General features: G+C 34.5%; 20 protein-coding genes. 5 read left to right on the top strand and 15 right to left on the bottom strand.

Features of this window, described 5'->3' with window-relative positions; translation table 11 throughout:
- Positions 1 to 27: 27 nt before the first annotated feature.
- Genes K6119_RS16135 through K6119_RS16115 form a run of 5 tightly spaced genes read right to left on the bottom strand, consistent with a single transcriptional unit; the run spans position 28 to position 6068 of the window.
- Positions 28 to 2400, bottom strand: coding sequence for a CAP domain-containing protein (locus tag K6119_RS16135; protein WP_221833329.1), 2373 nt, complete (start codon positions 2398 to 2400; stop codon positions 28 to 30).
- Positions 2370 to 2849: an ABC transporter ATPase gene (locus tag K6119_RS16130; RefSeq protein WP_221833327.1), complete on the bottom strand. Its 480-nt coding sequence runs from the start codon at positions 2847 to 2849 to the stop codon at positions 2370 to 2372. The genes K6119_RS16135 and K6119_RS16130 overlap by 31 nt, the downstream gene beginning before the upstream one ends.
- Before the next feature lies 1 nt (position 2850).
- Entirely contained in the window at positions 2851 to 3696 is an 846-nt protein-coding gene (locus K6119_RS16125; protein WP_221833326.1) for a Ppx/GppA phosphatase family protein, read from the bottom strand.
- A gap of 58 nt (positions 3697 to 3754) precedes the next feature.
- A complete protein-coding gene (locus K6119_RS16120) occupies positions 3755 to 5098 on the bottom strand; it encodes an ABC transporter permease (RefSeq protein ID WP_221833324.1) in 1344 nt (447 codons plus the stop codon).
- Positions 5091 to 6068: an ABC transporter ATP-binding protein gene (locus tag K6119_RS16115; protein WP_221833322.1), complete on the bottom strand. Its 978-nt coding sequence runs from the start codon at positions 6066 to 6068 to the stop codon at positions 5091 to 5093. The genes K6119_RS16120 and K6119_RS16115 overlap by 8 nt, the downstream gene beginning before the upstream one ends.
- A 238-nt stretch (positions 6069 to 6306) precedes the next feature.
- On the opposite strand from K6119_RS16115, the gene K6119_RS16110 reads away from it, so the two are divergent.
- A complete protein-coding gene (locus K6119_RS16110) occupies positions 6307 to 6819 on the top strand; it encodes a GNAT family N-acetyltransferase (protein ID WP_221833320.1) in 513 nt (170 codons plus the stop codon).
- A gap of 80 nt (positions 6820 to 6899) precedes the next feature.
- Complete coding sequence (locus K6119_RS16105) at positions 6900 to 9329, top strand: M1 family metallopeptidase (RefSeq protein ID WP_221833318.1); 2430 nt, start codon at positions 6900 to 6902, stop codon at positions 9327 to 9329.
- On the opposite strand, the gene K6119_RS16100 is transcribed toward K6119_RS16105, so the two are convergent.
- The 5 genes from K6119_RS16100 to K6119_RS16080 all read right to left on the bottom strand — a co-directional run bounded on the left by K6119_RS16100 (position 9326) and on the right by K6119_RS16080 (position 14042).
- Entirely contained in the window at positions 9326 to 10180 is an 855-nt protein-coding gene (locus K6119_RS16100) for an alpha/beta fold hydrolase (RefSeq protein WP_221833316.1), read from the bottom strand. The genes K6119_RS16105 and K6119_RS16100 overlap by 4 nt on opposite strands.
- Before the next feature lie 46 nt (positions 10181 to 10226).
- Positions 10227 to 10826 (bottom strand): TetR/AcrR family transcriptional regulator, encoded by a 600-nt coding sequence (locus K6119_RS16095; protein WP_221833314.1) that lies wholly within the window; start codon positions 10824 to 10826, stop codon positions 10227 to 10229.
- Positions 10827 to 11195: 369 nt separating this feature from the next.
- Complete coding sequence (locus K6119_RS16090; RefSeq protein ID WP_221833312.1) at positions 11196 to 11585, bottom strand: hypothetical protein; 390 nt, start codon at positions 11583 to 11585, stop codon at positions 11196 to 11198.
- A gap of 94 nt (positions 11586 to 11679) precedes the next feature.
- Positions 11680 to 13551, bottom strand: a complete 1872-nt coding sequence (locus K6119_RS16085) for an ABC-F family ATP-binding cassette domain-containing protein (protein WP_221833310.1) — start codon at positions 13549 to 13551, stop codon at positions 11680 to 11682.
- A 2-nt stretch (positions 13552 to 13553) separates the two neighbouring features.
- Positions 13554 to 14042, bottom strand: coding sequence for a DUF4293 domain-containing protein (locus K6119_RS16080; RefSeq protein WP_221833308.1), 489 nt, complete (start codon positions 14040 to 14042; stop codon positions 13554 to 13556).
- 89 nt (positions 14043 to 14131) lie between these two features.
- On the opposite strand from K6119_RS16080, the gene K6119_RS16075 reads away from it, so the two are divergent.
- Both K6119_RS16075 and K6119_RS16070 read left to right on the top strand, forming a co-directional pair.
- Positions 14132 to 14890, top strand: a complete 759-nt coding sequence (locus K6119_RS16075; protein ID WP_221833306.1) for a hypothetical protein — start codon at positions 14132 to 14134, stop codon at positions 14888 to 14890.
- Position 14891: 1 nt separating this feature from the next.
- Entirely contained in the window at positions 14892 to 15839 is a 948-nt protein-coding gene (locus K6119_RS16070; protein ID WP_221833304.1) for a DNA/RNA non-specific endonuclease, read from the top strand.
- On the opposite strand, the gene K6119_RS16065 is transcribed toward K6119_RS16070, so the two are convergent.
- Positions 15836 to 16417 (bottom strand): non-canonical purine NTP diphosphatase, encoded by a 582-nt coding sequence (locus K6119_RS16065; protein ID WP_221833302.1) that lies wholly within the window; start codon positions 16415 to 16417, stop codon positions 15836 to 15838. The genes K6119_RS16070 and K6119_RS16065 overlap by 4 nt on opposite strands.
- Positions 16414 to 17157, bottom strand: coding sequence for an FkbM family methyltransferase (locus K6119_RS16060; protein WP_221833300.1), 744 nt, complete (start codon positions 17155 to 17157; stop codon positions 16414 to 16416). Before K6119_RS16060 ends, K6119_RS16065 begins: the two co-directional genes overlap by 4 nt.
- A gap of 281 nt (positions 17158 to 17438) precedes the next feature.
- On the opposite strand from K6119_RS16060, the gene K6119_RS16055 reads away from it, so the two are divergent.
- Positions 17439 to 18887: a lipopolysaccharide biosynthesis protein gene (locus tag K6119_RS16055; protein WP_221833298.1), complete on the top strand. Its 1449-nt coding sequence runs from the start codon at positions 17439 to 17441 to the stop codon at positions 18885 to 18887.
- Here K6119_RS16055 and K6119_RS16050 read toward each other — a convergent pair.
- Genes K6119_RS16050 through K6119_RS16040 form a run of 3 tightly spaced genes read right to left on the bottom strand, consistent with a single transcriptional unit; the run spans position 18884 to position 21741 of the window.
- Positions 18884 to 19993, bottom strand: a complete 1110-nt coding sequence (locus K6119_RS16050) for a TDP-N-acetylfucosamine:lipid II N-acetylfucosaminyltransferase family protein (protein ID WP_221833296.1) — start codon at positions 19991 to 19993, stop codon at positions 18884 to 18886. The genes K6119_RS16055 and K6119_RS16050 overlap by 4 nt on opposite strands.
- Before the next feature lies 1 nt (position 19994).
- Positions 19995 to 20618, bottom strand: coding sequence for an acetyltransferase (locus tag K6119_RS16045; RefSeq protein WP_221833294.1), 624 nt, complete (start codon positions 20616 to 20618; stop codon positions 19995 to 19997).
- 10 nt (positions 20619 to 20628) lie between these two features.
- Positions 20629 to 21741 (bottom strand): DegT/DnrJ/EryC1/StrS family aminotransferase, encoded by a 1113-nt coding sequence (locus K6119_RS16040; RefSeq protein ID WP_221833292.1) that lies wholly within the window; start codon positions 21739 to 21741, stop codon positions 20629 to 20631.
- Between the last annotated feature and the right edge of the window lie 63 nt (positions 21742 to 21804).

Genomic DNA, 21804 nt, shown 5'->3' with positions numbered 1-21804 from the left:
GGGACAAAACTAATAATTCAATAAAAATCAAGGATTGTCTTCGCGACATTTATCACAGAATAATTCTGCAATTTCTTTTTTATCAAGTGCTCTGATCCCCATTTGATTCCATCTAAACAAGTCACAAAACTCCTGTGGATTAGCTTCAGCAAGGTTAGCACAAATACGTTTTATTCTCTTCCACTCCTTTTCAATTTCAAACTGTCCAAGGAAATACGCCAACTTAATATATTGCTTGTAAAGTTTTGGGAACTGCCCCGGTCTTCTGGCATATTTAGACAACAACACATAAGGCTCTTGCGTATATCCCCAATCAATTAAATACTGGCAGATGAAATAAGTTTTATTCAAATCAAACTTCTTTTTCAAAGTATTCTCAACTAAAATAGGAACAACCATTGCATCTGAATATCTGTGATTTTGTACTCCCATGATCAGCTCTAAACACTCAATCCATGCCTTTTGACGTTTAACCCTTATCTCATCATGGATTTGTGAAAAATCTGAAACGTCCATCAATTCATCACCATTAAAGACATTAAACATCAATCTGTACTCAAGAAAATCGGCATCAGTAGGAATGGCACCAACATCTTTTAAGTGATTCAATTCATCAATATTCACATTTTCTTCATTGAGATTTAATCTCAGCACAAAATTGTACCAATGAAGCTTTTCAAATCCCGGTTTATTAGGAATTTCAAGATTTACCAGAGAATCTCTTTTCTCTTCATTGCCGCTTAATACATCATGAGCCAAGATTTCATAAAGAGGAATCATATCTCTGAATCCTTCACCTTTGATCAAATCAGACAATCTGGCAATAGAAAAACCATATCCACCATCTTCTAATGGAATTACATCCTCATATACTATGCGAACAGAAGAGAACCTTGTTTCATCTAACAAATCAGAAATTGCAGTTTCATTTTTTCTACTATTTGCATAATACCTTAAACTATCTTCAGGCATATCCATTGCATTTCTTACTCCCAATCTTTTTAATCCGAATCTGAAATCGTCAAAATTTTCATAAAAGTCGTTCTGCATTTCAAATTCGGGATAATATCTGCGCAAATAAGCTTGAATAATTTCTCCTCTTTTCTTGAACAGCTCTTCATTACCCTGAGCGGTACCTTCAATAGAAGCCACACCATCAAAAAAGATTTGCTTGATCTTGAAATTTGATTTTTCCAGACTGTCTAATGTTTGTACCAGCGGATAAAAAATGGAGGTATCTTGATCTGTTTGTCCACTTTTAAATGGGATTTTTACAAAAATTGAATCTTTAATAATGATATTTTCATCAAGCACTTCTCTTTTGGGAATTTCAAAGTATTCATAGGGCTTTAAGAAATCTGCATTCATGTAAATTGTAGATCCGTGCATGCAAGGTCGCCAACGCTTCACTAAATTGAAATCAACCTGATAAAAAGTATCTAAAAAAGCCGGTTTCTGTCCTACATATATCTGCACTAAAGAAGGGGATGGATGCAGATCATTTTTAAGACTTGCTTTACTCACATACCCAATATAATATCCATCATGATAAAGACTATTGTGAAAATTAGGGGTTCCGTTACAGTTAAACTGTTCTTGATGAATTACATCTACCGCAATTGCGCCATTCGCACTAAAAACCCGTTTGATGTTGTTTTTTCTAGAGCGCTTATCTCCTCCAGCTATCACATCAGTATTCCAATAGTAAACAGAGTCATTAGAAACCGTATACCATCCTAAATGGGCTTGATCTTTATTGATCTTTTTTTGGAATCGTTTACAATTTCCACACTCATTTTTATCATTCACATGTAATGGATCACCTTCTTTGTAAGCATACTTATCTTCAAACGGACCCGAAGCCAATAACTGGCAGCAATACATCATTCCGTTTTTAATTTTGAAGGTGTGTGTAATTCCAACGTAATCCTGATTGATCATATTGGTAAAATGACCACTTGATTTTTTCCAGTTTCCTATCATGTCTCTGGCTAAACGCTCATAAGTAAGACGACCCTTGGCTTTTTCAATTTTTTGACCCAATGGAATCATCTGAATATTTTCGGCAACACTGCTATGCGAGCCACCATAATACTTGATTCGATCAAATGGCGTAAGTTTCTCTTTGTCTTTTTGTTTGTGAGAAAGCACATTATTCTCTACCATATAATCTACATGGTCCTGTGCTGCTCTATCCAAACTTGTATCTCTTTCAACCATTCCTACTCTTTCACGCTCACGAAGTTTATTCACCTCAATGATCATGTACTTTTGAAAAAGATCATGGTCAAAGTTTTTCAACTCAACCAGTTCTTCTTGAGCCCTTGAAAATTGGGCTATGAACAAAAGCGATATGAATAGTAATTTTCTCAAATTAAACTCATCAGATTTTTGTGCCATGAATTGGCAACAGTGGTTCTCCAATTATCTTCAAACTCATCAATATTTGCCACTAAATTGTTATAGACAACCGTATTTTCGTTTAGTTCTCCTGCGGATAATTTTTGTTTGAATTGCTCCATACTTGCAATGTGAATACTTGTATCAGTTGCTTCGTAAGCTATTTGCAATCTGTCAAAAAAGTTTACGTTTAATTTATCTCCCAATTCCTGGATTTTTCGATTGAGTGTGTCTATTGAACAACCAGAAGCAGGTGCTCTGTTTTCGTCTACAGCAATCAAGATAAACAAGTCATAAATTACTTCAAACTGACCGTACAAATCATTGCCATGTGCCGCCCATTCCTTCACAAAAGCACCCAATTCCTTGTTTAGGTACTCCACCTCTTCTTGATTCAGTTTTCTGTTAGACTGAAAAATCCATGTACGTGCGTGTTTAGGCAAATCCATCTTAATTCATGCTTTGTATTACTCCCTCTTTCATTGCATAGGGAGATATGGTTAATGTTTTTATGTTGAGTTTTTTCATGAGCCATTTGATTTTAATGGCTGCAATTGGCGCCATTTTCTTCCTAATAGGAATGATCAAAGGGTTTTTCATTCGTTCTTCCAGGCTTGAATAAATCACTTCATCCAGAATAGTAAGTACCTTATCTGCAGGCAGATCTTCAAATTCATTTTCGGGATATTCTCTCTTGTTTAATATGGCATAAAATGTTTCAAAAGATCCACTGGCGCCAATCAAGACATCTGTGTTTACCTCCTCAAAAAATCCTTTGGTATTGCTTTCAAGATAAGCAATTACTTTCTGAACATCATCATCATTGTACGGATCATTGAATTCAAACAATTGATAAATTCGGGCCGTTCCTATGTTAAAGCTGTGAGATTTAATGACTTTAGTACTGTCAGCAAATATAAATTCAGTTGAACCTCCTCCAATATCCATAATCAAAGCAGGATGCGAAAAATCATATCCAATTTTAACACCTTTGTATATCAAATCTGCTTCTTTTTGACCTGAAATTACCTCCACTTCAATTCCTACTTCTTTTTCAATCAGTTGCAAAAAATCATTTTGATTAGCGGCATCTCTTACTGCGGATGTGGCAAAAGCTTTAATTTTCTCAACTTGATGCTCATTACAGATTCCCACAAACTCTTTTAAAGCCTCAATACCTCTGTACATTGCATCCTCAGCAATTAGAGATTCGTTGATACCTCCAAGGCCGAGTCCTACTCCGATCTTGTTACCGTAAATACGGTCAAATCCGTTCTGTTTGCTATCTACAATCAATAAATTGAATGTATTGGTTCCAATATCTATTATGCCGAGTCTTTTCGTAGCTTTTTATTTAATATCTCAACCACTTAATAATTTCTTTCCAGGATGCTTTTTTACCATACATTAGTATCCCGGTTCTGTATACCTTTCCTGCTAAGAATGTTGTAAAAATGAAAGTCGCAATCAGCAATAACAAGGAGATTATAACTTCCCATCCAGAAACTGAACCGGCTGCCACTCTTTGTAACATTATTATTGGAGATGAGAATGGAATTTGTGATCCCCACAAGGCAGTTGCACCATCAGGTTCTCCAATTATTGTAAATGAGATAAAATAGACAGCCATTAAAGGCATCATTATCGGAATAATTAATTGTTGTGTGTCCGCCTCTGAATCTGCAGCAGCTCCTACCATGGCAAACAAACTTGCATAAAGTAAGTAACCACAGAAAAAATAAACGACAAACAATGTGAGCATGATCGGCCAATTAATTCCGTTATAAATCAAGTCTGCAATTTCATTACTCGTGCCTGCTAAATTTCCGTCCATTCCAGCAGGTATTGCATTTTCAGTCATGGCCTGTATTGAAGCAGGATCAATTTCAGGCAATAAAAATGCTTGAATCCCTATCAAAATCAGAATGGTTAATATAATCCAACCCGCAAACTGAGTTATCCCCACTAAACCAACAGCTATTATCTTACCGAGCATTAATTCAAATGGTCTAACGGATGACACAATAATCTCAACAACCCTACTAGTTTTCTCTTCCAATACGGATCTCATGACCAATGAAGCGTAGATCATTAAAAAGACAAAAATGAAGACAGAAAAGAACAATCCAACTCCTTGTCTTTTTGTTTTACTCTTTTCAAAAGCAATCTCATCCTCATTCATGTTGAAATATTTCATGTCCGCCAATTCAAAGTCATAGGCCTGATTGATTCTTCTGTAAGTGGCTAAAGAAACACCTTCTTTTTCTGCGAAATACTCTTCTAACTCCCCTGAGATCTTTGTAACAATATAGTTTTGAGCATTAGAATTCGGTTTTTTATCCCGATAATACATGGCAATTTTCTTATTGGTGATCACTGAGCTTTTTACACCAATAATCATATCAAATTGCTTGAGATCTTCCCTTTCATTAAAATTTGTCTGCTCTAAATTTTCTGTAGTAAAGTAAAATGTAGCAGGCGGATTTTCATTTGGCCCAACGTAAATGTCCTCACCGCAAATATTATCCGGATCTGACAACAATACCTTTAAGTGCTTTTGATCTTTTGAGGTAATATAAATCAAAGCAACCGTAATAATTCCCAGAAGAACTGGGACCAACAAGGTCAAGACAACAAACCCTTTTTTCTTAACCCTTGAGGAATATTCTCTACTAATAATTAGTCCCAGTTTACTCATGACTTCCTCCTTCCTCTGTATTAGGTTTGTCTTTCATGAATTCATTTTCTTTCTTTTTACCTGTTACGGCTTCAATAAAAATGTCATTCATACTTGGCACCACTTCATTTACTGCTTCAATTTTAACAACAGGCATCACTGTTTTAAGCAAATCATTAAGCGTATTATCTTTTAATAATTTCACATGAGCCACAGCAGTATCTTCATCCAATTGTTCTGAATGTTCTAATGAATACCCTGCAAACAGTGCATTGGCAAAAGCCATCATCATTCCTTTGAACTGAATGGCGTAAATGTTAGATTTGAATTCATTCTTTACATCTTTTAAAGCTCCGGCAACTACTAATTTTGATTTGTTAATCAATGCAATTGAATCACAAATTTCTTCAACAGAATTCATGTTATGCGTTGACAACATAATTGAAGCCCCATTCTTTTTTAATTCAAGAATTTCGTTCTTAATCAATTGAGTATTAATGGGGTCAAAGCCACTGAAAGGCTCATCTAAAATCAACAATTTAGGTTCGTGAATTACTGTAATGATAAACTGAATTTTTTGCGCCATCCCTTTTGAGAGTTCTTCCACTTTTTTATCATACCATGAAGTGATATCAAACTTCTCAAACCAATAATCCATTCGTTCTTTGGCCTCACTTTTTGAAAGTCCCTTTAGGCGAGCAAAGTACATAACTTGCTCTTTTACTTTCATCTTTTTATAAAGTCCTCTTTCTTCAGGTAAGTAACCAATATGCTCTATATCTGATCTTTTTATTTCCCTACCCTCTAGCAGCACACGTCCGTTATCCGGACCCGTAATCTGGTTAATTATTCTAATCAAACTAGTTTTACCGGCACCATTTGGCCCCAGCAAACCAAAAATCTCACCTCTCTTAGTGGTGATTGAAATATCATCAAGGGCTCTGTGGCCACTATATTGCTTGACAATATTTTCAACTTTTAGCATTTCCATAAAAAGGACTTTGTATCAACTTATAAAGATATAGCTACCAAAGGCTAAAAAAGTAACAGCCGTATTTAGTTGTTCACAGCCATATTTTGATTATCACCATTTTCAACAGGACCATCTAAAATTTATGCCTTCAATTTTTAATAAAAGAATACTCCTATTTAATCCGTTACTTTTTGAAGTTGAGCGAATTGCTGTGTTGTAAAAAGGTTAGACATATTTTTTTAAGTATATTTCAAATGTGAAACTCCGAAAAGCACATAATACTGATAGATTGGCAATTGCAAAAATTTATGCAGAAGTTGCCGGAGACGTACAGGGAATTACCAGATTGCCTGAAGAGATCACGCAGACCTATATTTTCTCTTTATTAAACAAGCCAGAAGACCAGTGCGTAATTATAGTTGTTGAAGATGATCATCAAAAGGTGATTGGTTTTGGGCATGCAGAAAAATCAAGCTTAAAAGCTTACCGACACATTTTGAGCAATTTTACAATTGGTGTTTCTCCTGACGCTCAAGAGCAAGGGGTTGGTAGAGGAATTTTTATGGGATTTTTAGATTATCTAACAAAAAATAGATCTGACATCAAACGACTTGAAATGGAAGTAGCTTATGATGAAGACAGGATCAAACTTTTTGAGGGTACCGGCTTTAAAACTGAAGCAATCATAAAAGGACGTGTTAAAGGAGTTGACGGAAAATTATATGACCAGGCATTAATGGCTTGGGAAAATCCAAATTACAAGCCATAAACTCAATAAAACAATCCATTTAATGGATTAACCTTACTTTTTCCTCTCGATTTCGTAATATTGAGTATCAAAGTATTTGAATGAAACTACTACTATCAATTTTTACAATCGCCATTGGTATTACCTCATTTTCTCAGGTAGGATGCCAAATGCAACATGCGATACTTGATGATTTTTCGCATTTATACAAATCAGGAAACGAAAGTTTAAGAAGTGATACAGTTGATGTAATTAACTACTCATTGTATTTAGATTTTACACAAGGTCAGTCTGGTCAAATGAGTGGAGCCTGTGAGGTTAAGTTTTCACCTAAAATGGCAATAAGTTCATTGAGTTTAGATTTACAAGCCTTAACAGTAGATTCAATTACTTTTCAAGGAAGCAGCATCAGCTTTTCTCATGATGACACTTTGATTGTGGCCCAACTGGGCACTACTTTGAATTCGGGACAAACAGACAGTTTAACTGTCTATTATCACGGTTCACCTCAAATGGATCCATCAGGTTGGGGAGGATTTTACATGAATACTCAATATTTCTACAATTTAGGTGTTGGATTTGCTTCAATACCCCACAATTTTGGACGTGCCTGGCATCCTTGTTTTGACAATTTTGTAGAGAGAGCTACTTATGATTTTGAAGTTTTAACTGCCAATAATTTCACTGCTTATTGTAACGGAACAAGAACCTCTGTACAAAATGTTGGCACAGATAGTTTGTTAACCACATGGGTGATGTCTACTGAAATTCCTTCCTATTTAGCTTCAGTTGCCATTTCATCTTATACTCATGTTACAGACAACTATCACTCAAACCTGCAAAACAGTGATATTCCTATTTGGCTTGCCGCGAACCCAAGTGATACCACTAATCTTAAAAATTCATTTGCTAATCTTGACAATGCTCTTACTGCTTTTGAAGAGGCTTATGGCCCATACGTTTGGGAAAGAATAGGATATGTTTTAGTTCCTTTTAATTCAGGAGCAATGGAACATGCTACCAACATTGCTTATCCTTTGGCAACTGCCAACGGAAACTTGACATATGAAACTTTAATGGCTCATGAACTTTCGCATCACTGGTGGGGAGATTGGGTTACTTGTAAAACTGCAGAAGAAATGTGGATCAATGAAGGAATGGCTGTTTATTCAGAACATCTTTTCACAGAATATGTTTACGGTTCATCTGCTTACCTATCTGCAGTGAAGCAAAATCATAAATCTGTACTTCATTTGGCACACATAAATGACAGTGGTTATTACGCCTTAAATGCGGTTCCGCTTAAATACACTTATGGAGATCATAGTTACAAAAAGGGAGCAGATGTAATGCACACACTTAGAGGATATATGGGAGATGCTGAATTCATGGCAGGACTCAAAGCCGTGCAAGTTGCTTTTGGAGGCGGAAATGCATCAAGTGAAGACTTTAGAGACGAGCTGAACAATCAAGGAGGAGTTGATGTAACTGATTTCTTTAATGATTGGATTTTTCAAAGTGGATTTTCTCAATTTTCAATCACCAATTCAACTGTTACGGATAATGGATCTGATTACACACTTAGTTTAGTGATAGATCAAAAGTTGAAAGGTGCAGCTAATCATCACAACAATGTTCCTATGCAGTTAACCGTGATGGACGCTAATTGGAACGAATATTCTGTTGATTTGAATTTAGGAGGAGATTACCAAACAGTAGATATCACCATTCCTTTTTCTCCTGCTTTTATGGCACTTAATATGGACGACAGAATCAACCAGGCAGTGACAGGACAAAATCAGGTAATTAAAACCAATGGTATTAAACTGTTATCCTATGCCAATAGCAGATTGGATGTAAATAGTGTTACAGATTCTGCTTTTGTGAGGATTGAACATCATTGGGTTTATCCTGATAATATGACTAACCTACAAAATGTGATGCTTTCTCCGGATAGATACTGGCATGTTCACGGATTAGATTTAGAAAATTTGAATGGTACCATTCGTTTTGAGTATAATGGAAGTACTACTAATTCAGGACATCTGGACAATGGACTATTACAGGACACTGGAAATCAATCTTTCACAGAAGACAGCCTTGTTTTATTATACAGACCTGATGCACAATCTTTATGGGAAATTCATAGTGACTATGCGCTTAACACAATGGGAAGCACAACGGATAAAAGTGGTTTTATAACTGCGCAAGGTATTAACCAAGGACAGTACTGTTTCGGCTACAGAGTTCATACTGTAAATATTGAAGAAGGAGGTTCAAAAGACGAGACTTTTAGGATCTTTCCCAATCCTGCTGACGATACTGTTTATATTGATCTTAGTCATTGGAGCAATGATAATTATACGGCTACGCTCTACGAAATAAATGGCAAACAAGTGTTACAGAAATCTGTAAACGGAGGTGAAATTAACCATTTAAATACCCAACATATTGTTGCAGGAAGTTACATTTTGATTATCACAGATCAATCTCAAAACAGTGTTACTTCAAAGAGAATTGTGATCAATTAAAGCACTTCTTCTCCTTCAACAAAAGAAACGGCGCGTCCCATCACTTCAGGATTCCAAAGCATTTTGTAATGCCCCACATTGTGCATGGTTATTAGCTGCACATTTTCGTGATCAGAATTGATTTGGAAAGAGTTGGTATACGGTAATACTCTGTCGTTAATATCATGAATCAACAGCAACTTATCATAGTTTACCTCTTTCAAATTTGCTGATACATCTAGGGTATGAATTGGCGCTCCTAATACTTGTGAAGTATGCTTGATCAAAGCGCGATATGCTTTTTTGCGTAAGCCAATAATCTCTTTAAATTCCATGAAAATGTCTTCTACCTTATTGGGATTGGTGAGAAAGACGATTTTATCAACTTCATAATCAGTATTAGATAATGCATTGGCAGTTACGGCTGATCCAAATGAATGAGAAACAACTGAAAATTTCTCTGATGGATTGATAAAATCAACCACTGTTTTCATGGCATTTTTGCATTCTAATAGATTCGTAGACCCCGCACTGTAAAAAGCATGTCCGGGAAGGTTAAAGGTAATTACGCGATAACCTTTTTCTTCAAATTTATAGGCGATTTGAGACATGCTTCCTGCATTAGAATCCCAACCGTGAACCAAAAACACTAATGGTCCGTTTGGATCTCCCAACTCAAAACAATCTATGGCTTCATTTTGATGATGCACTTTGAAAGCTCTAGCTTTACCAAAAAATGGCATTTCTCTGTCTCGGATATCTTTTTTACGCACTTTTTGAAAGATTTGAAAACCTTCTTTTGCTGCTTTTTTCGGATTAACGATTGATGAAAAACCGAAATACGTTCTGATCATCATTAATTTCATATTCATTCTTTTACTTTTTTATACCAATCGGTATATTTTGGGTTAAAATTTTTTAGTTTACTGCCATTTCTTTTTCAATGATGTCATCTACCCTATTCATTGTTTCTTGCAGATAGGTTTCATCATTCATTGTAGCCGTCATAAAAACAGCACCTTCAATCATGGTAAAGAAGTATCGACCATATTTTTCAGGATTTATTGTTTTTTTGATTTCACCAGCTTCAATACCATTGGCAATCATTTTGGTAATGTAGTATTGCAGTTTAGAAATCACTTCTTGCACTTTCTTTAATAGTTCTTCATTTTCATGATTGGCGTCTACGCCAATGTTGACTATTGGACAACCTCCAATTTCAATAGTGTAGGCTTTGTATTTTCTATAAAAATTGGTTAAACCGTACAATTGCTGAATAGGAGATTTGATGTCAAATAAATCTTCTTTGATTTTGTTTACAACACGATCAACATTGAATTTAAAAGCGACAAATGCCAGTTCTTCTTTGTTTTTAAAGTTACCGTAAATGGCTCCTTTGGTCAAACCGGTAGCCTTAGTCAAATCTGACAATGAAGTTCCGTAATACCCGTGTTTGTTGAAGATGGGTGCTACTTTCTTCACGATAAACTCGGTGGTTTGTTCTGCTTTTGTTGCCATTGTGGATACAAAGGTACAAAATAAATATACCGATTGGTATATTTTGGAATGTTTTTTTGATTTAATTGAATAAACCTCCCCCTTAATCCCCCTCCTAAGGGGGAATATTTTGATTCAAATTTCTTTTAGTAGAAATTAAAAAGAGTAAGCTAATTCTATTCCCCCTTTGCGAGTGGCTTGTGTAGTGGGAAGGAGGGGGATTAAGGGGGGAGGAATTCTGCCTCGGCGGAAACGGTTAGCTTGGTAAAGCCATTTAATTAATTGAACTTAGCGATATATAGCGACCGTAGGAAGCTCATTTATTGCTTTAGTGAAAAATAAAATGGATTTGACAACTAGGAGTTGCAGACGGAATTGGCAGCTAAAAAATTAACTTTTCAAGCGTATTGCATTTCTTATTTTGGCTTCTATTTGTTTAGCCAAGGCTCTTTCTTGAAAACGATATATCATACCAAACCACAAATAAAGTCCCGGACACAAAACTAAAGTTACCCATAATGGCACATGCTCATCACTAAAAATTTGAACACCAATAGCTATTAGCCAAATTAGAGTGAACAAGTAAAACTCAGGTCTCAGTTTACTATAAATGTGATAAGTTATTGATCCATCTTGTTTTTCCTCTATCTCTCCAAATACGTTAATTCCGCTTGATTTTGTAACAAAACCTCTTGAAATCATAGTTCCAAATGAAATTTTCGCATAATACCTATGAGGTTTATTATCTCTCATTTCATGCGAAAAAGTTTTAGATTTCATTGTCTCAATAATTTCCAATAACTCAATCTTCGAGCATTTTAAAACAACTTTTCTGGAAAGCAATAGATATTTTAAAAGCTTACTTTTCACTTACTTATACATACTCACTCAGCTCCAACCAACGCATTTCTTTCTCCTCAATGAGTTTGCCAATTTCGCCTAAACGAATAGCCATTTGATTGACTTTGTCTGAATCTTCAGATCCTGAATTCATTTTTTCCATCAAGTCATCACGCTCAGTTTCTAGCGCAGCAATTTCACCTTCTAAAGCTTCAAACTCCTGTTTTTCTTTATAAGTGAGCTTGGTTTTTTCAGCATCCTTATCTTTTGAGATTTCAGCAGCCGCTTCTTTTACTTGCTTTTCTGCCTTACGCGCTTTTGATGTTTCTTCTTTGAGATATTGTCGGTATGCTGTGTAATTCCCCAATACATCTTTTATTTCACCATCTCCTCTGAAGTAAAAAGTGTGATCAACCAACTTATCCAAGAAATAACGGTCGTGACTCACTATCAACAGACATCCTTCAAATTCAGCCAAGTAATCTTCCAAAACAGAGAGGGTAAAAATGTCTAAATCGTTTGTTGGCTCATCCAGAATTAAGAAGTTAGGATTCTTCATTAAAATGGTCATCAAGTACAAACGCTTCTTCTCTCCTCCACTCAATTTATCTACATAATTGAAGTGCATGTCTCTTGGAAAGAGGAACTTCTCCAAAAACTGTGCAGCTGACATTTTACGTCCCTTTGTTAGCGGAATGTATTCAGCAATATCTCTGATTACTTCAATTACTCTTTTCTCTGGCTTGAACTTCAAACCATCTTGATGATAGTAGCCCATTACCACTGTATCACCAATGACAATTTTACCTTTTGACGGCTCTTGCGAACCGGTAAGCATGTTTAAAAAAGTAGATTTTCCTGATCCGTTTGGACCTACAATCCCTACTTTTTCTCCTCTTTTAAAAACATAGCTAAAATCATTGATCAGGTTTTTATCATCAAATGATTTACCCAGACGGTGCAATTCAACAATTTTAGAACCTAAACGGTTCATTTGCACCTTAATTTCCAGCTCGTCTTTTTGGATTTTTTGGGTGGCTACTTTCTTTAAATCTCCAAATGCATCTACCCTTGCTTTTTGTTTGGTTCCCCTTGCTTTTGGTTGACGGCGAATCCAATCCAACTCAGTTCGCATGAGGTTTTTAGCCTTTGATATGGTAGCTTCTAAAATTTCTTGACGTTCGGCTTTCTTCTCTAAATAATAAGAGAAGTTACCGGTGTATTTATAAATGGTTTGATCTTCTAATTCTAAAATTGTGTTGCACACCACTTCTAAAAAATAACGATCGTGCGTTACCATGATGATTGTGGCCTGTGATTGGGACAAATACTCCTCTAACCACTCAATCATATCCAAATCCAGATGATTAGTTGGCTCATCCAAAATCATAATATCCGGCTCGTTGATCAGCACTTTTGCCAATGCCACACGCTTTTTTTGACCTCCTGACAACTCGCCTAAAGGCTTATTTTTTTCCTCAATTTTTAGTTGAGAAAGGATGGTATTGACTTTTACATCATAATCCCAGGCATTGGTCATATTCATTTGCTCAAAAGCCTTTTCATAAGCTTCTGTATCAGTAGGATTTTCAAGAGCCTTATTGTAGGCTTTGATGGCGTTTGTTTCCTTTGTTTCGGTACTTAATACCTCATCAATAATACTTTTATTACCCTGGAAATTCTCTGCCTGTTCTAAGTAATCTACCCTGATTCCGTTGCGATATACAATGCGTCCAGAATCCTCTGTTCCGTCGCCACATAAAATTTTAAGCAAGGTAGATTTTCCGGTTCCGTTTTTGGCTACAATTGCTACTTTATCACCTTTATCTACTCCAAAAGTGAGATCTTTAAAAATGATACGTGCACCAAAAGATTTGGTGAGGTTTTCAACCGATAAGTAATTCATTATTATCTGATTCTATCAATTGATTTTAGCAAGTTTTCATCATGTTTGATTCCTCTGATAGCAAGGATTAAAAACGGAATAGTAGCAACTGCTAAAAAGAAACCTACATCTACCGAAAATCCAACCGCATCAAATCCTTTTTTGGTTAACTCCTCTTCCAAAATTCCTTTACCTAAATAGTAAAATACGGTCAAAGAAACTGCCAATAGGATATTCAAGATCAAATTGAATCTGCAAACCAACATTTGACGCTTTCTATTTTTATATAAAAACAGTGCGATAAGTGATAGCATGGCTAAAAAGATGTACAACAAATAAATGGGAATTTCTGTGCTTTCACCATCTTCAGAAAACATACCATAAGCACCGAAGCTTCCTTTATATAAAACTCCTTCATCTTCAGCTGTAATGGTAAAAACGGGGAATACAATTAACAGCACTGTGCAGATAAAAGCCAAGGCTAAATAAATGGTTTGTTTTCTTTGAATCATCTTGTAAAATTTTGAGCAAAGATAAGTGAAAGCAACATCTTTTGAACTAAAATTAATTTATTAAATTGGTCTTCAATCAATTAAATCCTATGGAAGACAAAATATACAACCTTGAGAGCAACGTGATGAGCTATAACCTTGGTTTTGAAGGTCAAAATGTTTACTGCGAATTAATCAGAAGATTAAAAGAGTGTCCCCTTAACCAAGTTACCAAAGTGAGCATAAAAAAAACTCCAATGGGTGCCGGTGACGAAATTTCATTCCGTATATTTTTTGTTGAGAACGGTAAAGAGAAAAAATTCCCATGGATTCAGGCAAAAGTGACCAATCCGGTAACAGCTGAATTTTTAGATGATTTACAAAGTAGAATTCCGCAAACTGCTACTTGGGAAGACAAGAGAAACTCAAGTGCAACGGTGGACGAATCAGGCAGAAATGTATATGACCTTCAATACTTACCATTTGGTTATGCCGGTGCAGGTTTAGGAAGAGGATTGCAAATTTGGATTTATTTGATTTGCCTGGCTGTATTGGTAATTCCGCTTATTTATTACATCTATTTATTGGCAACAGGTGGATATAGAATTTATACAAATGATCAAGGCATTACTATTAAAAAAACAGGATCAACATATTTTAGTTGGGATGAACTAGAAAATGTTGATTTCACCAGAATTAATGTGATTGACAGACAGAATTACTCTCAAACTGAAGTATTAAAAGCTGTTTTTAAAGGAAAAGGTAAAAAAGCTTCTGTTGTTATGCGTTATGATCATGCTTTGCCATTGTTGAAAGAATTGGCTGCGCAAGACATTATTTCAGAAGAGTACTTATCTCAATTTTCATAAAATGAAAACTAAAATCTGGATATTCTTTGGCCTCTTTTTATTAAGCAATCTTGCATTTTCTCAAGATCCGGATTGTAAAAAACTTACAGGAAAAACAGGTGGAACAGGAAATAAATGTTGCAAAACAGATGCTGCAAAGGCTGATGAAGTTCTTTTATCTGCACATCAAAACAGCAAAGACTCTTTGATAAAAGTTCATGCTCCTTTTGGTTTACCAAAGTCTAAAAACCCAAACATCATTTTACTTTATTCGCCGGGATACATTTGCGGATATGATACAGTAACTAAAATCCCCATTTGGGTACAATACAAAATGTGGAACAATAATCAATGGGACAAAAACATCAAAAGAACCAATTGCTTTAGACCTGATCCCAGGCTTGAAAAAGAACAGAGAATTACATATCATGATTACACAAACAGTGGCTTTGATCGGGGACATATTAAACCCGCAAATGATGCTAAACTGAATCTATCTGAGCATTACAACAGTTTTGTGATGACCAATATGGCACCACAATATGGCCACATGAATCAACAGGAATGGAAAACAATTGAAAGCTACCTCAACGGAATTAGTAGAAAGGATAGCATCAAAGTTGCTTATATGATTACGGGCTCTGTGATGTCAGATAAGCCTGCGTTTATCAAAAGTGGTAAAGTGGCTATTCCGGATGCATTTTACAAGATCTTCTTTTTTAAAACCACATCTGGCAATTGGCATTACTGGCGATTTTATGTGACCAATGATGACATCAAAGTTGATATTAGAAAATTTGAAAGTGAACTAATCGACAATGACAAAACCATTGATGAAATAGAAGCTTTAACTGAAACCAATTTTTTTGTTTGCAGGAAAAAACAGAAAAAGGTAGAAGCTGAAAAATCGCATTCCTTTCTATATGACGGAATGTTTCATCAAGGATATAGTAGTGATTACTCTAACTAAGATTCGTATTTGTTTAAAAAATCAATCAACTTTTGAACTGCTCTTCCACGGTGAGAGATTTTATTTTTCTCTTCCATTGACATTTCGGCAAAAGTGATGTCAAAACCGTCAGGCTGAAATATGGGATCATATCCAAAGCCCTCGGCTCCACTTTTCACTTCTCTAATAGTTCCTTTTACTATACCTTCAAATTGATATTCTTTCCCCTCTAGCATCAAAGAAATAACTGTTCTAAATTGGGCTCTGCGATTCTGACTCCCTTTTAATTTTTCCAAAACAAGATTCATATTGTCATTGGCATCTTTTGACGCTCCTGCATATCTGGCTGACAAAACACCAGGCTCGCCATTCAAAGCTTCAATCTCCAAACCTGTGTCATCTGCAAAACAATTTACATTGAAATGTTCAACCACATATTTTGACTTCAAGGAAGCATTTCCTTCCAATGTGTTTTCAGTTTCAGGAATATCATCATGGCAATTGATATCTTTCAAAGTCATTATCTGGATACTATCCGGAAGTGCTTTTTGAATTTCATCTGCTTTGTGCTGATTTTGAGTGGCAAAAATTAATTTCATTTAATGGGGATAAATAGGTAATTGTAATAATCAGAATGAGCATCTACCTCAACAGGAGTTCCTTGCTCAGAAATGCCAAATTGTTTATAGTTTAAATCTTTCAACAAATCAAGCATGGCTTTTTGAATAGCTGCTCTTTCACTTTCAGATTCACTCAGCAATTCTAATACAAGAGAAGGTTTATATTTTTTCAGTGTTTCGGTCATTCCTTTTAAGGCAAAGTACTCTGCACCCTCAATGTCAATCTTAATCAAATTGATCTTGTCAAGCGGATGATCTTGTAGAAACCTATCCAAAGTAACTGCGGGTACATTTTCTGTCAAACCACTTTCGGTATCATGTCTATAAATACTTGACATTCCGCTATTGGTATCACCGGACAAATACAAAGTCAATTCTTTATTTTCATCTGAAACGGCTTTTTGTTCTAAGACTACTTGCTCAAAGCTGTTCAACTCAACATTGTTTACCAAACGCGCCATTACATCACTTACAGGCTCAAAAGCAATTACTTTTCCTGATTTCCCAACTTGCTTTGCAGCCAACAAAGTAAAGGCTCCGATATTGGCACCAATATCAATAAATACATCCCCTTCTTTTAGTTCATTCTTTAATAAATGGACCAAATTTTTATCATAATATCCTCTGAAGTAGATCTGCAATTGTATCCATTCGTCTAATTGAAGTTGAATGTCTAAGGTTTTGTCATAAGTAACCTGCAGATCCAATTTGTTGAACATTTTATACTTTTCAAATAGTCTCTTATGGATGAAATAAAAGACCCTATCGGATTTAAAAATCCTGAAAAAGAACCTGAAAAATTGTGCAATTAGTTTCATTTGAAAAGCTCAGCAACAAAGTTATGAATTTAAGAGAAGTAATGAGATCAGTAAAATCCATTCAATTTAATACGACAATTGCCTTATTTCATTAATCAACTGTTCATAATTGGTCGAAAATTAAACAGTTTGAGCATAAATTAAATGTACATTAGTTCAAAAAACTACTCGATACTTCTCAAATGCTGAGAGACCTCATAAAAGAAGGCGGCTTATACAGCTTGGCTAATTTGGTTACAAAAGGAATCAGCCTTTTGTTAATACCTTTTTATACTACCTATTTTTCACCTACGGATTATGGGGTGATTGATTTGTTAAATCTATTTGCTCTTTTTATAAATGCGGTATTCACTTTACAACTTAATCAGGGTTTAGCCAGATATGTAACAGAACCTAAACTAAATGAAGACGAAAGACTTAGTTTTTCTTCAACTGCGATTTGGTTTACGTCAATGGTTTTAATTTTAGTAACAGCACTTCTTCTTCTATTTCCAAATTATATAGTTGATATGTTATCCGCAGAAAGTGAGATTAAGTATCAAACTTTTCGTCTGGCAACGGGCACAATTTTTTTTAATGCCATATTTTATTTACTGGGCGTTCTTCAACGATTTATTCGAAAATCCTTACAATTTACCTTGCTCTCTTTTATTCATTCTATTGCTGGAATAACAGGGATTTTATACTTTACAATATACAAGAACTATGGCATAGACAGCATCTATCTCAGTTATTTAATTGTTGTACCACCTCTTGTCTTAATTCAAATCATTTTACTAAGAAAGTATCTAAGGTTTATTATTGATATAAAAAAGCTGAAAAAGCTTTTACTTTTCAGTATTCCTTTAGTTCCAGCTGCGATTGCTACAATAATTATGAATTTTACTGATAGAATTTATATAAAAGAATATCTTGATTTGAATGAACTAGGTATTTATGCTATGGGGAGTAAGTTTGCTTCTATTTTTACACTCGTAATTTCAGGAATTTCAATGGCAATTGGACCGATAATATTACAGCAATATGATAAAGCTGAAACCAAATTAGAACTAGGGAGAATTTTCAGACTTTATCTTGCTATTGGAGCATTCTCAGTAATTGCTATTTCAATATTCTCACATGAAATAGTAACAGCAGTTACTGATAAAAATTTCCACGATAGTGCTAAAATAATTCCAATACTAATTTTTACCGGATTTTTTATTGGGTTGAACATGTTTTCCCCAGGCTTAACCATTAGAAAGAAAACAGCAATAACTTCAATTATCGTGGTGATATTTTCATTTTTAAATGTTTTATTGAATCACCTGTTAATCCCTGAATACGAACTATATGGAGCGGCTTTCGCAACTTTTATAGCTACCTTATTATATCAAACTGTGTATTTCTTATTGAGTCAAAGACACTACCAATTTCCATTTGTAAAAAGTCAAGTGTTGATCGTTATTACATTAACTGGATTGACTCTTTTAACGAATTATTACTTCCTCAATGATTTAGATAATTTTTATCAAAAATTATTACTTAAATTCTTATTATTAACCTTAATAGTTTTTATTATTCACTTAAGTAAAATTTTCACTTGGTCAGAGCTTAAAACACTAATTAACAAGTCAATAAAAAAAGCCTAATCCCAAAAATTTCTCATTCTTTTTTCCGAAGATTCTTCACCCCAGTAATCTGACAAACATTTTCGGTTTTTTTCAATTTCCATCTTAGTTAAAGGAGAACAGCCATAATTACTAAAATCTTTTTGGAGATCAAACACAATAAAATTTTCGGATACAAGAAACTTATAAACCGGATTAGAAGCATTTAAGTAAACTCTCATACCTAAAAACAAGCCCAACACAATACTTCCTACCGATTGCTGTCTAAGTTGATTCATTATTAGGCATCCGCAACTCATTAATAATTCGATATAAGATTCGTAAGACAATCGTTCAGTAAGAAGTATAAAGTTCTTGTAACCACTTAATTTATCTATTAGATACTGTTTGTACATCTCCTCTCCATAGTTGATAGGTATAACAGCATTTATTTCATATCCTGTAATTTCAAAAATATCTAAATGATTTTGACTAAGAGTTGCTGAACCTCCTACCAAAATGCGATCTCCCAATTCAATATCTTTCATTTTTCGCAATTTTTCTGGTACAAGTGTTTTGATATTACCATATGTAAATGCTTTATAATTCCCATTTACTCTTCGTTGAATTATATCTTTCTCGGTAGGAACAACAGTTGAAAAGCTATTTACTTTAGATAGTAGCTGCTCAACATAATAGTAGTTGTGCAAATGATTGTATCTAAGTTTGAATGCAAAACCTAATATTGGTCTGAATAGTTTGAGTGATCTGTAAACAATATTTTCTTGGCTTCGAATCTTTAATTTGTGATATATTTTTTTTGTTTTTTTTAGGTAAAGGCTTTTTTTCGAAAATCCAAAATGTGGAGAATAAATATCTGCCCCCCATGCAGACCAATGTATATAACCTTTATATTCAGAATCAATTATTGGCTTTGCTTTTACTCCGTCCAAATAATGAATTATAATTCTTTGAGGGTTATTAATTTTTATAAATTCCCTCAAAGATAATTGCGAAAAGAACTCTTTATCATCAATTTCATCCTCTTGGTCAGTAATAATTACAAATTTTTCATCTTCATTCGTTAATTCAAATTCTTGTTTTGCAAAGTCTAAAAATGTGATGTTATGAAAAATGTGAAGATTCAAATTACACTTGTTTTGCCGGAATGCCAACAACTGTAGTACCAGCTTTAACATCTTTGGTTACTACTGCGCCTGCTCCAATAACACTTTCTTCACCTACTTTGATTCCAGGCAATATTACTGCTGAGGTTCCAATAAATACTCCTTCTCCAATCTTACAATTCCCTGATATATTTACCCCGGGACAAATCTCAACAAAGTCTTCAATCAAAGTATCATGACCTATTGTTACGTTTAGATTTATCAAACACCCCTTTCCAATTTTTACATTATTGGTTATCTGAGTTCCACCGCAAACAATTGTTCCCTGGCCAATCGTTGTATTAAAATGACCAACATTTGCCTTTGCAGAAATTGCAATAAAAGGCTTTCCGCCCATATCATTAATTTCTGCATATATTTTTTTACGTTTTTGTGGATTTCCTACACCTATTACATAATTGTCAGAATTATCTCTTAAATGATTTGATAATTCATCCCTCGTGTGTAAAATTTGGAACTTTCCAAACATTAATTGCTCCCTTTTATCAAAAATATTATCATAAAAGACAACCTCTTCGCTGTTATTCAAAGATAAAATCACTTCTAAAGTTTCTGTGGCAAAGCCTCCCGTACCAATTATTAACATTTGATGTAAATTATTTTATCAAATTGCAAATGAGTTTTACTTCATCTATTGATAATGAAGAATAAATAGGTAAACACAATATTTTTTCGCTTAAGTCTGTTGCAACTGGAAGAATATTATTTCTATTTGTTAGTATTTCCTTATAGGCTTCCAAATCACTAATCAATGGATAGAAATAACGCCTTGCATAAATTTCATGTTCTTTAAGATATAAATACAATTCATCTCTATTTAAACGATATTCCTCATTTACTAAAATAGGAAGGTATGAATAGTTAGAACAATAATCTCCAATTGAAGTAAAGACACTAATTCCTTCAACATTTCTAAGTAATTCAACATAAGCTTCAAAAACTTTTTTTCTTTTACTTATATTTTCCTCGACATCAGAAAGTTGCAATACTCCAAAAGCTGCTTGAAGCTCATTCATTTTACCATTAATTCCAATCCCCTCAATCTCAACTTCATTTCGAAAACCGAAATTCTTGAGTAAGTTCACTTTATCAATTAGTCCGGCATCCCTTGAAATTATAGCTCCTCCTTCAATTGAATTAAAAGCTTTAGTTGCGTGAAAACTCAATACTGATAGGTCACCCTCTAATAAAATGCTTTTGTTATCATCTTTTCTTTTTATATCAAAACAATGAGCAGCATCATAAATAATCTTCAAGTTATACTTTTCAGCCAATCTCTCATACGCGTCAATATCACACGGATACCCATACACATGAACAGGCATAATAGCTGTAGTTTCCTCATCAATCAATTCTTCAACCTTCTCTGGATTCAAATTTCCATTGTGAGCACATACATCAGCAAAAACTGGAGTTAGTCCATTCCACATAATAGCATGAGAAGTTGCAACAAAGCTATAAGGAGTGGTAATAATATTGCCTTTCAAATTTAATGCTTTTAGCGCCGCTAAAAGTGCAATAGTTCCGTTAGAATATACACTCAAATTTTGGACATTTAAATGCTTTTTCAAAGCATCTTCAAATTCTTTATGATTTGGTCCATTATTTGTCAATATTTTGGAATTCCAAATTAATGATAGTTTATCAACAAATTCATTTAAATCTGGAAGATCTGGTTGGGTGACAAATATTGGTTTATTTTTACTCAAGAAGCTATAAATTTCGTATATAATTGCAAATCTAATTTACGAACTATTTAACATTTAAGTTCA

The organism is Paracrocinitomix mangrovi (assembly GCF_019740355.2).
Classification (GTDB): Bacteria; Bacteroidota; Bacteroidia; order Flavobacteriales_D; family Crocinitomicaceae; genus Paracrocinitomix; species Paracrocinitomix mangrovi.
This window is presented reverse-complemented; position numbering and strand designations above follow the sequence as displayed.